The 12,817-nt window shown below is 57.6% G+C and carries 12 protein-coding genes, 1 tRNA gene and 1 pseudogene; 9 read left to right on the top strand and 5 right to left on the bottom strand.

What is annotated here, in order from left to right; translation table 11 throughout:
- Positions 1 to 192: protein YgfX (locus CW267_RS28250; RefSeq protein ID WP_227521877.1), on the top strand; the 192-nt coding region annotated here is incomplete at its 5' end.
- Positions 193 to 198: 6 nt separating this feature from the next.
- On the opposite strand, the gene fldB is transcribed toward CW267_RS28250, so the two are convergent.
- A complete protein-coding gene (gene fldB / locus CW267_RS28245) occupies positions 199 to 720 on the bottom strand; it encodes a flavodoxin FldB (protein ID WP_008806427.1) in 522 nt (173 codons plus the stop codon).
- Positions 721 to 820: 100 nt separating this feature from the next.
- On the opposite strand from fldB, the gene xerD reads away from it, so the two are divergent.
- The 5 genes from xerD to lysS all read left to right on the top strand — a co-directional run bounded on the left by xerD (position 821) and on the right by lysS (position 6,903).
- Positions 821 to 1,717, top strand: coding sequence for a site-specific tyrosine recombinase XerD (xerD, locus tag CW267_RS28240; protein WP_008806426.1), 897 nt, complete (start codon positions 821 to 823; stop codon positions 1,715 to 1,717).
- Positions 1,718 to 1,739: 22 nt separating this feature from the next.
- Positions 1,740 to 2,453, top strand: coding sequence for a bifunctional protein-disulfide isomerase/oxidoreductase DsbC (dsbC, locus tag CW267_RS28235; protein WP_008806425.1), 714 nt, complete (start codon positions 1,740 to 1,742; stop codon positions 2,451 to 2,453).
- Positions 2,454 to 2,458: 5 nt separating this feature from the next.
- Positions 2,459 to 4,192, top strand: a complete 1,734-nt coding sequence (recJ, locus tag CW267_RS28230; protein ID WP_008806424.1) for a single-stranded-DNA-specific exonuclease RecJ — start codon at positions 2,459 to 2,461, stop codon at positions 4,190 to 4,192.
- 85 nt (positions 4,193 to 4,277) lie between these two features.
- Positions 4,278 to 5,376, top strand: a protein-coding gene (gene prfB / locus CW267_RS28225) for a peptide chain release factor 2 (protein WP_012540595.1) whose coding sequence is annotated in 2 segments (ribosomal slippage) — positions 4,278 to 4,352 and positions 4,354 to 5,376 — 1,098 coding nt in all. Because the reading frame shifts where the segments join, the coding sequence is not laid out codon by codon here.
- A 9-nt stretch (positions 5,377 to 5,385) separates the two neighbouring features.
- The gene (gene lysS / locus CW267_RS28220) at positions 5,386 to 6,903 is read left to right on the top strand and encodes a lysine--tRNA ligase (protein WP_008806422.1); all 1,518 of its coding nucleotides are present in this window, start codon (positions 5,386 to 5,388) and stop codon (positions 6,901 to 6,903) included.
- A gap of 230 nt (positions 6,904 to 7,133) precedes the next feature.
- On the opposite strand, the gene idi is transcribed toward lysS, so the two are convergent.
- Complete coding sequence (gene idi / locus CW267_RS28215; RefSeq protein WP_008806421.1) at positions 7,134 to 7,688, bottom strand: isopentenyl-diphosphate Delta-isomerase; 555 nt, start codon at positions 7,686 to 7,688, stop codon at positions 7,134 to 7,136.
- A gap of 313 nt (positions 7,689 to 8,001) precedes the next feature.
- Between idi and actS the strand changes: the two genes are divergently transcribed.
- Positions 8,002 to 8,715, top strand: a complete 714-nt coding sequence (gene actS, locus CW267_RS28210) for an amidase activator ActS (RefSeq protein ID WP_016161813.1) — start codon at positions 8,002 to 8,004, stop codon at positions 8,713 to 8,715.
- 80 nt (positions 8,716 to 8,795) lie between these two features.
- Positions 8,796 to 8,869, top strand: a tRNA-Gly gene (locus CW267_RS28205).
- A 167-nt stretch (positions 8,870 to 9,036) separates the two neighbouring features.
- Here the strand turns inward: CW267_RS28205 and CW267_RS28200 are convergent.
- A complete protein-coding gene (locus CW267_RS28200) occupies positions 9,037 to 10,425 on the bottom strand; it encodes an MFS transporter (protein WP_100781234.1) in 1,389 nt (462 codons plus the stop codon).
- A gap of 129 nt (positions 10,426 to 10,554) precedes the next feature.
- Here CW267_RS28200 and CW267_RS28195 point away from each other — a divergent pair, with 129 nt between their 5' ends.
- Complete coding sequence (locus tag CW267_RS28195; protein ID WP_029602171.1) at positions 10,555 to 11,484, top strand: LysR family transcriptional regulator; 930 nt, start codon at positions 10,555 to 10,557, stop codon at positions 11,482 to 11,484.
- A 357-nt stretch (positions 11,485 to 11,841) separates the two neighbouring features.
- Here the strand turns inward: CW267_RS28195 and CW267_RS28190 are convergent, their stop codons facing one another.
- Together CW267_RS28190 and CW267_RS28185 are read right to left on the bottom strand one after the other, a co-directional pair.
- The gene (locus tag CW267_RS28190) at positions 11,842 to 12,645 is read right to left on the bottom strand and encodes a carboxymuconolactone decarboxylase family protein (protein WP_048965125.1); all 804 of its coding nucleotides are present in this window, start codon (positions 12,643 to 12,645) and stop codon (positions 11,842 to 11,844) included.
- Positions 12,646 to 12,677: 32 nt separating this feature from the next.
- Positions 12,678 to 12,817 (bottom strand): annotated as a pseudogene (locus CW267_RS28185) (aldo/keto reductase); the annotation flags it as partial.

The raw sequence follows: 12,817 nt of genomic DNA, 5'->3' as shown, positions 1-12,817 counted from the left end.
CGTCTTCGCTGGCAAAACGCCGAATGGGAGATCCTCGGGACGCCGTGGGTCATCAATAGCGGTATGCTGCTGCGTTTACGCCATGTCGATACCCGGCGCGGGCAGCATCTGTGGCTGGCGGCGGATAGCATGGATGCTGGAGAATGGCGCGATCTGCGCCGGCTGGTGCTGCAAAAACCGGCGCAGGAGTAAGCGGCGTCAGGAGAAGTGTTCGGCCATTTCGCCGAGGATCTGCTCGCACCAGCTCTGGATGCGCTCGTCGCTCAGGTCGTACTGATTGGTTTCATCCAGCGCCAGGCCAACGAACAGTTGGCCATCGGCGATAACCGGTTTTGGACTGGTGAACTCATAGCCTTCGGTTGGCCAGTAGCCGACAAACTTCACGCCTTTGGTCGCCAGCTTGTCGTGCAGCATGCCCAGTGCGTCAAGGAACCATTCGCCATAGCCCAGCTGATCGCCCATGCCGTACAGTGCGACGATTTTGCCTTCCAGGTCCAGGGTATCCAGTTGCTCCCAGACCGCCTCCCAGTCTTCCTGAATTTCGCCGAAATCCCAGGTCGGGATGCCGAGGATCAGTACGTCGTACTGGCTCATCAGCGCGGGGGAATCGTCTTTCAGATTGTGCAGCGTCACCAGCTCAGGGCCGATGATATCGCGGATTTTCTCCGCAGCCATTTCGGTATAGCAGGTACTGGAGCCGTAAAAAAGACCTATATTCATCGCGTAAACGTCTCAATTCTTGCCGTGAATTGCGCCCAGTGTACCAGAAAGGCGGCCTCTTAAGGCATAATGAGACCGTATAACGAACAAAGAGGCCGATGTGAAACAGGATCTGGCACAAATCGAACAGTTTCTCGATGCCCTTTGGCTGGAGCGGAATCTGGCGGAGAATACGCTCAGCGCTTACCGTCGCGATCTGACGATGTTAGTCGAGTGGCTGCACCATCGCGGCCTGTCGCTGGCCAGCGTCGGCAGCGACGATCTGCAGGCGCTGCTGGCCGAGCGGCAAACCGGCGGCTACAAAGCAACGAGCACCGCACGTCTGCTCAGCGCCGTGCGCCGGTTCTTCCAGCATCTGTACCGGGAAAAAATTCGCCCGGACGATCCCAGCGCGCTGCTGGCTTCGCCGAAGCTGCCGCAGCGGTTGCCGAAGGATCTCAGCGAGGCGCAGGTTGAACGTCTGCTGCAGGCGCCGCTGGTGGAGCAGCCGCTGGAGTTACGCGATAAGGCGATGCTGGAAGTGCTGTATGCCACCGGCCTGCGCGTCTCGGAACTGGTTGGCCTGACGATGAGCGATATCAGCCTGCGTCAGGGCGTGTTGCGGGTCATTGGTAAAGGCAACAAAGAACGTCTGGTGCCGCTGGGCGAAGAGGCGGTAATGTGGGTAGAAAATTACCTCGAATATGGTCGCCCGTGGCTACTGAATGGCGTGGCGTCGGATGTCTTATTTCCCAGCCAGCGCGCACAGCAGATGACGCGTCAGACCTTCTGGCACCGCATTAAACACTATGCCGTCCTGGCGGGGATCGACAGCGCGAAACTCTCCCCGCACGTATTACGCCATGCCTTCGCCACGCATTTGCTCAATCACGGCGCCGACCTGCGCGTGGTGCAGATGCTGTTAGGACACAGCGATCTCTCCACCACGCAGATCTACACCCACGTGGCGACCGAGCGTCTGCGACAACTTCATCAACAGCACCACCCGCGGGCGTGAGTGCTGAACAAAAGGACTGAGTATGAAAAAAGGTTTATTGATGTTCACTCTGCTGGCAGCCTCGCTTTCCGGCGCGGCGCATGCCGATAGCGCGGCGATCAAACAGTCGCTGGCGAAGCTGGGTGTGCAGAGTACTGATATTCAACCGTCGCCGGTTTCCGGGATGAGCACGGTGCTGACCGACAGCGGCGTCCTGTACGTTACCGACGATGGCAAACACATCATCCAGGGGCCGATGTACGATGTGAGCGGCGCGCAGCCGGTCAACGTCACCAACCAGTTGCTGGTCGGTAAGCTGAACGCACTGAGCAACGAGATGATTGTCTATAAAGCGCCGAAGGAGCAGCACGTCATTACCGTCTTTACCGACATCACCTGCGGCTACTGCCATAAACTGCACGAGCAGATGAGCGACTACAACGCACTGGGCATTACCGTGCGCTATCTGGCCTTCCCGCGCCAGGGGCTGCAGAGCCAGGCCGAGCAGGACATGAAGGCCATCTGGTGTGCGAAAGATCGCAACAAAGCGCTGGATGACGCCATGAACGGCAAAGGCGTGCAGCCGGCAAGCTGCAATGTGGATATCGCCAAACATTACACCCTCGGCGTGCAGATGGGCGTCAACGGCACCCCGGCGATGGTTCTCAGCAACGGTATGGTGTTGCCGGGCTATCAGGGGCCGAAAGAGCTGAAAGCGTTCCTCGACGAGCATAAAAAACAGACAAGCGGTAACTGATTCGCGTGAAACAACAGATACAACTACGCCGCCGTGAGGCGGTTGACGGCGTCGATCTCCCTGCTGACCTGCCGCCGCTGCTGCAGCGGCTGTATGCCAGCCGCGGCGTGCGCAGCGCGCAGGAGCTGGAGCGCAGCGTCAAAGGCATGCTGCCGTGGACGCAGCTCACTGGCGTTGAAAAAGCGGTTGAAATGCTGCATGAGGCTTTCGAGAAAGGGTTACATATTGTGGTGGTCGGCGATTTTGATGCCGACGGCGCCACCAGTACCGCCCTTAGCGTGCTGGCGCTACGCGCGCTGGGCTACGGTAACGTCTCCTATCTGGTGCCCAACCGTTTTGAAGACGGCTACGGTTTAAGCCCGGAAGTGGTCGATCAGGCGCACGCTCGCGGCGCGCAGATGATCATGACCGTTGATAACGGCATTTCGTCACATGCCGGTGTCGATCACGCCCATGCGTTGGGCATTCCGGTGCTGGTGACCGATCACCACCTGCCGGGCGAGACGCTACCGGCGGCCGAGGCCATCGTTAACCCTAACCTGCGCGATTGTGACTTCCCGTCGAAATCACTGGCCGGGGTGGGGGTGGCGTTTTATCTGATGCTGGCGCTGCGTACTTTCCTGCGCGATAAAGGCTGGTTCGACGCCCGCGGCATAGCCGCGCCGAACCTTGCCGAGCTGCTGGATCTGGTGGCGCTGGGCACCGTCGCGGACGTCGTGCCGCTGGATGCCAACAACCGCATCCTGACCTGGCAGGGGTTAAGCCGCATTCGCGCCGGCAAATGTCGGCCAGGCATTAAAGCGCTGCTGGAAATTGCCAACCGTGACCCGCAAAAACTGGCGGCCAGCGACCTCGGTTTCGCCCTTGGGCCGCGCCTCAATGCGGCGGGGCGGCTGGATGATATGTCCGTCGGCGTGGCGCTGCTGCTGTGCGATAACATCGGCGAAGCGCGCGTGTTAGCCAATGAGCTTGATGCGCTCAACCAGACGCGTAAAGAGATTGAACAGGGGATGCAGGCCGAAGCGTTGACCCTGTGTCAGCAACTGGAACGTAGCAGCGACACCCTGCCTGGCGGGCTGGCGATGTACCATCCGCAGTGGCATCAGGGGGTGGTCGGCATTCTGGCATCACGCATTAAGGAGCGCTTCCATCGCCCGGTTATCGCTTTTGCGCCGACCGGCGACGGCACGCTGAAAGGTTCCGGCCGCTCTATTCAGGGGCTGCACATGCGCGATGCGCTGGAGCGCCTGGATACGCTCTATCCGGGACTGATCCTGAAGTTCGGCGGCCATGCTATGGCGGCGGGTTTATCGCTGGAAGAGGCGCGCTTTGAGGAGTTTCAACAGCGCTTCGGCGAACTGGTGACTGAGTGGCTGGATCCCGCATTATTGCAGGGCGAGGTGGTCTCCGACGGCCCGCTGGCGGCGACGGAGATGAGCATGGAAGTGGCGCAGATGCTGCGCGACGCCGGGCCGTGGGGGCAGATGTTCCCGGAACCGTTGTTTGATGGCCGTTTTCGCCTGCTGCAGCAGCGGCTGGTGGGCGAGCGTCACCTGAAAGTGATGGTCGAACCGGTTGGCGGCGGCCCGCTGCTGGACGGTATTGCTTTCAACGTTGATACTTCCATTTGGCCGGACAACGGCGTGCGCGAAGTGCAGTTAGCCTACAAGCTCGACATCAACGAGTTCCGCGGCAACCGCAGCCTGCAGCTGATCATCGATCACCTCTGGCCAAATTGACAACAGTGTATGAATAAGGGCGCGAATCCGGTAGAATTCCGCTCTTATCACCGCATTTTGACAAATCCATTAAAAGAAACCGACCATGTTTGAAATAAATCCGGTAAAAAACCGCATTCAGGACCTCACGGAGCGCTCCGACGTTCTTAGGGGGTATCTTTGACTACGATGCCAAGAAAGAGCGTCTCGAAGAAGTAAACGCCGAGCTGGAACAGCCGGACGTCTGGAACGAACCTGAACGCGCCCAGGCGCTGGGTAAAGAGCGTTCTTCTCTGGAAGCCATTGTGGATACCCTGGATCAGATGTCCCAGGGGCTGGAAGACGTGGCTGGTCTGCTGGAGCTGGCGGTTGAAGCCGAAGACGAAGAGACCTTCAACGAAGCGGTTGCTGAGCTGGACGGGCTGGAAGAGAAGCTGGCACAGCTTGAGTTCCGCCGCATGTTCTCCGGCGAATACGACAGCGCCGACTGCTACCTCGATATTCAGGCCGGTTCCGGCGGCACCGAAGCCCAGGACTGGGCCAGCATGCTGATGCGCATGTACCTGCGCTGGGCGGAAGCCCGCGGCTTTAAGACCGAAATCATCGAAGAATCCGAAGGTGAAGTTGCGGGCATTAAATCCGTGACCATCAAAATCATTGGCGATTACGCCTACGGCTGGCTGCGTACGGAAACCGGCGTTCACCGCCTGGTGCGTAAGAGCCCGTTCGATTCCGGTGGCCGTCGTCATACCTCCTTTAGCTCGGCGTTCGTTTATCCGGAAGTGGATGACGATATCGATATCGAAATTAACCCGGCCGATCTGCGCATTGACGTTTATCGCGCATCCGGCGCGGGCGGTCAGCACGTTAACCGTACGGAATCCGCGGTGCGTATCACCCACATTCCGACCGGCTTAGTGACGCAGTGCCAGAACGACCGTTCGCAGCACAAGAACAAAGACCAGGCCATGAAGCAGATGAAAGCGAAGCTTTATGAGCTGGAGATGCAGAAGAAAAATGCCGAGAAGCAGGCGATGGAAGACAACAAGTCCGACATCGGCTGGGGCAGCCAGATCCGCTCTTACGTGCTGGACGACTCGCGTATTAAAGATCTGCGTACCGGGGTGGAAACCCGCAATACTCAGGCGGTGCTCGACGGCAGCCTGGACCAATTTATCGAAGCAAGTTTGAAAGCAGGGTTATGAGGAACCAACATGTCTGAACAACAAGCACAGGGCGCTGACGCGGCAATTGACCTTAATAATGAACTGAAAACCCGCCGTGAGAAGCTGGCCGCGCTGCGTGAGCAGGGCGTCGCTTTCCCGAACGATTTCCGTCGTGACCATACCTCTGACCAACTGCACGCTGACTTCGATGCGAAAGAAAACGAAGAGCTGGAAGCGCTGAACGTTGAAGTGGCCGTTGCTGGCCGCATGATGACCCGTCGTATTATGGGTAAAGCGTCTTTCGTTACCCTGCAGGACGTTGGCGGCCGTATTCAGCTGTACGTCGCGCGTGATGACCTGGCGGAAGGCGTTTATAACGACCAGTTCAAAAAATGGGATCTCGGCGACATCATCGCCGCCCGCGGTAAGCTGTTCAAGACTAAAACCGGCGAGCTGTCCATCCACTGCACCGAGCTGCGTTTGCTAACCAAAGCCCTGCGTCCGCTGCCGGACAAATTCCACGGCCTGCAGGATCAGGAAGCGCGCTATCGTCAGCGTTACCTCGATCTGATCTCCAACGATGAATCTCGCAACACTTTCAAAGTGCGTTCGCAGATCCTGGCGGGTATTCGTCAGTTCATGGTTGGCCGCGGCTTTATGGAAGTGGAAACCCCGATGATGCAGGTGATCCCGGGCGGCGCTTCCGCGCGTCCGTTCATCACCCATCACAATGCGCTGGATCTGGACATGTACCTGCGTATCGCGCCGGAACTGTACCTCAAGCGTCTGGTGGTTGGCGGCTTCGAACGCGTCTTCGAGATCAACCGTAACTTCCGTAACGAAGGGATCTCCGTTCGTCATAACCCAGAGTTCACCATGATGGAACTCTATATGGCATACGCGGATTACAAAGATCTGATCGAGCTGACCGAATCCCTGTTCCGCACCCTGGCGCAGGACATCCTCGGCAACACTGAAGTGCCTTACGGCGACCAGGTGTTCGACTTCGGCAAGCCGTTTGAAAAACTGACCATGCGCGAAGCGATCAAGAAATACCGTCCGGAAACCGAGATGGCGGATCTGGATAACTTCGATTCCGCGAAAGCGATCGCTGAGTCCATCGGCATAAAAGTTGAGAAGAGCTGGGGTCTGGGCCGTATCGTGACCGAGATCTTCGAAGAAGTGGCGGAAGCGCATCTGATTCAGCCGACCTTCATCACCGAATACCCGGCGGAAGTTTCTCCGCTGGCGCGCCGTAACGACGTGAATCCGGAAATCACCGACCGTTTCGAGTTCTTTATCGGCGGCCGTGAAATCGGTAACGGCTTTAGCGAGCTGAACGACGCTGAAGATCAGGCGCAGCGATTCCAGGATCAGGTTGATGCGAAAGCCGCCGGCGACGACGAAGCGATGTTCTACGACGAAGACTACGTCACCGCGCTGGAACACGGCCTGCCGCCGACCGCTGGTCTGGGTATCGGTATCGACCGTATGGTCATGCTGTTCACTAACAGCCACACCATCCGCGACGTGATCCTGTTCCCGGCGATGCGTCCGCAGAAATAATCGCCCTTCGCGAAATACAAAAAACCCGGCTTGCCGGGTTTTTTTATGTCTGATATGAGGGCCGAAGCCTGACGTAGCCCGGCGCAGCGCAAGCCGGGGGACCCCGGATAGCGGCGTAAATGCCTTATCCGGGCTACGCAATGGCGCAGAACCGTAGGCCTGTGCAAGCGTAGCGCCGCCAGGCATTAATGACAGGCACAGGGCTGCGCCTGGCCTGGAGAATAATCAGCTTACCCGCGCAGACGCGCAACGAAATCGATCAGCGCCTGGCGGGCGTCCTGGTTTTCCGCTTCCAGTACCATCCACGGGCTAAACGCCCACGGCGTGGCGGCCAGCGCGCTTAACATCGTTTCCAGGTCAACCCACTGATAATCCATGACTTCATCGTCGTTAGGCTGCACTTGGCTGACCACGCGCGCGGCATACACCGGGCACACTTCGTTCTCAACAATGCCGTTGGGGGCGACCGCCCGGTAGCGGAAGGCCGGGTGAACCGGCGCGATATCGGCGATCTCTACGCCGAGCTCGAAGCGGCAGCGGCGCGTGACGGCCTGCTCGAAGGTCTCGCCCTGCTGGGGGTGTCCGCAGACCGAGTTAGTCCACACCCCGGGCCAGGCTTTTTTGCCCAGCGAACGACGGGTGACCAGAAACTGACCCTGCTGATTAAACAACCAGCAGGAAAACGCGAGATGCAAAGGGGTATCAAGCGTGTGGGCGGCATACTTCTCCAGCATACCGGCAGGTTGATCCTGCTCATCCAGTAAAATGACGTGTTCCCCGGCCATGACGACTCCTGAAAATAAAAAATGACCCGGCACAAACCCGCCGGGTCATGTACTCAGGCCACTAGGGTAGCCCATAAATGGGAGAAAGGCATTACCAAAACAAGCCCTGGAGGCTGGTCTGCGAGCGGCAGCCTGGGACTGCGGGGCGTGCCCTCCACGACGTGCGGTATGAAAGTGAATCTTTCCGTCGCTGGCCGAACGTGATGCCAGAGGGTCATCTGTTAGCCTTCAGGGATGACGCCCTGCGCCGCGGGCTGGTATGATATTCGCCCTGATTGCGAGGTAAGTGGTTGTGTTAAGTGCAGGATGCCTGATGATGAAACGCTTTTATATGACACTGATGCTGGCGACAAGCCTGGTGCTGGCCGGTTGCTCCAGCACCTCCGACTCCGGTGCCACCTACACCGTCAAACGTGGCGATACCCTGTACGGCATCTCGCGCACCACCGGCACCAGCGTTCGCGATCTGGCTCGTCTGAATAACATCTCCCCGCCTTACACCATTGAGGTGGGGCAGAAGCTGAAGCTCAACGGCAGCGGCGCGTCAAAGACGACGAAGAAAAAATCTTCCTCTACGCGCACTGCGGCGGTCACCCCTTCATCTGCGGTACCTCAATCCTCCTGGCCGCCGGTGGGACAGCGCTGCTGGCGCTGGCCGACCAGTGGCAAAGTGGTCCTGCCTTATTCCACCGCCGATGGCGGCAATAAGGGCATTGATATTGCCGGGACCCGCGGGCAGCCGGTGTATGCCGCCGGGGCGGGCAAGGTGGTGTATGTCGGCAACCAGCTGCGCGGCTATGGCAACCTGATCATGATTAAGCACAGCGAGGATTACATCACCGCCTACGCCCACAACGATAAGCTGATGGTGAATAATGGCCAGAGCGTGAAGGCCGGCCAGCAAATTGCCACCATGGGCAGTACGGATGCCGACTCTGTGCGCCTGCATTTCCAGATCCGCTATCGGGCCACGGCCATCGATCCGCTGCGCTATCTGCCGCCGCAGGGCAGTAAACCTAAGTGCTAAAAGGTTATTTTATCGCCAGTCAGCATCTGGCAGGCTTGTCACAGGGTGCGTAAGGGCTATAATGCTTCTCGCACCTCTTCGCGGGCGTAGTTCAATGGTAGAACGAGAGCTTCCCAAGCTCTATACGAGGGTTCGATTCCCTTCGCCCGCTCCAAACTCCAGTCTCCTGACGTCTTCTAAACTCACTTCTCCCTTGATAAATCAGCGGTTATAGCTTTCTGTCAGTCTATTGAACTCCGACGGAGGACTCCACTTTGGTTGCGGGATCAGCGTTTTGCGCTGCTGGCGCTGGAGTAGTCGCGTTTAGTGATATTTTCGCATTTATCCTGTTTCCGCAGGATGAGTAATTTTACGCAACCGGCTCGCGCTGACGATGACCGATACCGCAGAGGCCGCGGCAGCGCTCCACAGCGCAACATGAATTGACCTTTCATCTGCTGCCAGCAGAACGGCTACGGCGGCGGCTCCCAGGCACTGCCCGAAAGTGCGCATAATGGATAAAACACCGGACGCATAACTCGCGTGCTCACGAATAACGTTTGAGAGCATTTCCCGGTTATTGGGACTCTGAAAGCAGCCAAACCCTATTCCGCACACCAGACTTCGCAGGCAGATATCCCACATTGAAGGGCCGGCGGGTAACGTCGCCAGCAGGATCAAACCGACGACAAAAATCACCAGCCCCAGGGTGGATATCGCCGGGGCTGATATCGTGTCCGCCCAACGGCCTGCATGCGGCGCAATCAGCACGATCCCTAACGGCCACGGCGTAAACAGCAGGGCAGACACTACCGGACTGTAGCCGTATTCGCTCTGAAACAGGAAGGGCAGCGCAATAAAGGTGATCCCCTGGCTAACAAAAGCAATCATCGACGTGAAGGCCGCGAGGGTAAAACGTTCATTTTTAAACATGGTCGGCGGCAGTAAGGGATGATCCGTGCGGCGGATTTGCCAGATAAAAGCCATGCCGCTCAGCGCAGCGAGAGCCATCCAGCAAAGGCTGCCGAATTGAGAAGTAGCGTTCTGTAGGCTGTTCGCCGCCATGATCGTCGAACCCAACAGCAGCGCCGACAATATGGCGCCCACGGTGTCGAAGGGTGCCTGCATAGGGATCGCATCCCGCGGCAGCGCTCTGACCGCCAGTAGTAAGGCGAGGGTGCCGGGAAGAACGTTTATCGCAAACAGCCATTGCCAGCTCAGGGTGTGAAGTATCGTACCGCCCAATACCGGGCCGATAGCGGAGCTGGAGGCAATGAGCAGGGCATGGAATCCCAGAATGCGGCCAAGTAATCGTCCGGGAAATACGGACCTGAGTATTGCGGGGGCAATACTCAGCGTCGCCGCGCCGCCGATCCCCTGAAGCACGCGCATACCGATAAGCACTTCGGGCTTATTCGCCAGCGCGCAACCCAGTGATGTCAGGGTAAAGGTCGTCAGGCCCGCCAGAAATACGGAGCGATAACCCAGACGGGCCGCAAGCGCCGCGAATATCGCCAGCGTCATCGCAGCCGCCAGCAGATACCCGTTGGCGAACCAGACGGCAATACTGGCAGGTACCTGCATCTCCTGAGCCATTGAGGGGAGGGCAATGTTGATCATGGTGCCATCAAACACGCCCATTAAGGTGGTGGTCATTATTGCGGCCATCACCCGTGCGCGCGCCGGGCCAGGCAGTCCTTCGTCGCCGGGTTGACTGGAAAAGAGCGTCATCATTTGTCCTCTGAGAAGAGTGTATGGATGACAAAACTATAAAGATGGCTTTTACTGGGCGGAAGACGCACTACTTTCACTTTATTGTTGCATCAAACGCCTTATCTTAATGTGCTGGGAGGAAGGGTAATGTCTGATCCCGATTTTAATTTGCTGGTAGCACTCGACATATTGCTGAGTGAAGCGAGTGTCGCAGGTGCGGCACGTCGTCTGAACCTCAGCACCTCGGCCATGAGCCGGACATTAAGCAGGTTACGCGATGTCACAGGAGACCCGATCCTGGTGCGCGCCGGGCGTAACATGGTACTGACCCCGTGGGCCGAAGCGACCCGGGATCGCGCCAGGCGTGCAGTGCACGAGGCCAGGGCAGTATTGCAGCCCTCAACGGAAACGTTCTGCGCGAGAAGTCTGGCGCGTCTTTTTACCATCAGGGCAAACGATGGCTTTGTGGTGGCGTTTGGGCCTGCGCTCATAGCAGCGGTTGCCGACGCCGCGCCGGATGTCTGTATACGCTTCGCGCCTAAGCCGGAAAAAACGTCGCGCTATCTTCGGGAAGGGCTGGTTGATCTGGAGATTGGCGTTCAGAGTAATATGGGGCCAGAAATACGGCTGCAACGACTGTTTGAGGATCGGTTTGTTGGCGTCGTGCGTAAAGGGCACCCGCTGGCTAAGCAGGCAGAAATAGGCGTGGATGATTATGTCGCCTGGGGCCATGTGGTAGCGTCACCCGATGGCGCGTTGCACGGATCCGTTGACGATGCGCTGGCCGAACTGGGGACAAAACGTAAAATTGCGAGCGTCGTACCGGGATTTCCGACAGCCCTGTCCGTGGCGCTGGAATCGGATCTTATCGCCATGATACCCGCACTCTATTTACTCAATCAGCAGGTAACGGACCAGGTACATGTTTTCGAGCTGCCGTTCAAAAGCCGTCGTATTACGGTATCGCAGATGTGGCACCCCAGAATGGAACGCGACCCCGGTCACCGCTGGCTGAGAGAGCAAATTCTTGCGATATGCGGTGTGGGGCGGTCAGTCATGACTAAGGAGCCTGTATAGCGATTGCTATAACATCAATTTATATTAAATGAATAATTCAATTCATTGATATTTAATATAAAATACATCAAGCGAAGTAGCGGTGTAGTAACTAAATTGAGATGCCCATCTCTGACCAAATAGACATGTCCGCGCTACCGTCTCGCCACAGCGATCGCTGCTTTCATGAGACTCATGACGGCATACGGAACGGCAATTTTCTCAATGAGCGATGTGAACAGACTCACGATCGAAGTCTCCATACTTCGATAGACCGTTTATGTTCTTTCCGCGAGACCTAATCGGAAGCCCTCGTGGTACCTTTAAATTAACAATTAACGATAAATAAAGGACAGCTTACCTGTCCTTTATTCTTTTTTATTCAGCTTTGCTCTCGCGCGCTCGCAATACCTCGCCGACCACCGGGGCGGCGGTAAACGCATTTGGCCATCCCGCGTAGAACGCCGCCTGGGCGACCACTTCTCCGGCCTCTTCAGCCGAAAGCCCATTATCCATGGCTCTGTTCAGGTGGTAGCCAATCTGCGCGCTCTGTCCGGCGGCGATTAACGCGCTGACCGTCACCAGACTTCTGTCGCGGGGCGTAAGCGCGGGCCGTTGCCAGAGGTCGAGAAACAGCGGGTCGGCGGTAAATTTAACCAGGCCAGGCGAAATGGGGCCGACATTTTTTTCCACGGTGTCTGCACGCTGTTTCTCTACCTGTTCATTGAGTGGCAGCAGCGTTGGCGAGGCGGCGGGCAGGGCCTCTGCCGTGATGCCGCGGGCTGCAAAGATCGCTTTGGTCACGCTGACGGCTGACATTGCATTGGGCCAACCTGAGTAGAACGCCAGATGGGTAATGATCTCTGATACTTCCGCTGGCGTCACGCCGCTATCGAGCGCAACGGCAATATAGTGCTTCAGCTCGCCTGGCTGGTTGCGGGCAATCAGCATGGCTACGGTCACGATGCTACGGTCCCTGGGCGAGAGGGCTTCGCGTGTCCACAGATCTTCAGTAATTGCTTCTCGACCAAAGCGTGCCAGCGCCGGTGAGACCGCGTGAATATCAGCGTCCACAAGGGTGGAGGGGGTAATTTTCATCATAGCTTCATCTCTTTGTTCGTTGGCATAAGTAAAATCAGACAGCACAAGCGACAAGGCTGCCGCGGCAATCACGTTTTTCATGTTTTATTCTCCCTGCTGAACAGGACAGAGGGTTACCGCGTCCACACCTGATGATGGTCTTTGGCTTGCGGCGTGTTTTGCGCCATCACGCCTGTGAGAACGTGCGGCTGGTAGGCCTCTTCCAGATAGCGGATCTCCTCAGAACTGAGCCGCAGGTTCACGGCGCTGACCG

Source organism: Klebsiella sp. X1-16S-Nf21 (assembly GCF_002837615.1).
In the GTDB taxonomy this organism is placed as follows: domain Bacteria; phylum Pseudomonadota; class Gammaproteobacteria; order Enterobacterales; family Enterobacteriaceae; genus Klebsiella; species Klebsiella variicola.
This window is presented reverse-complemented; position numbering and strand designations above follow the sequence as displayed.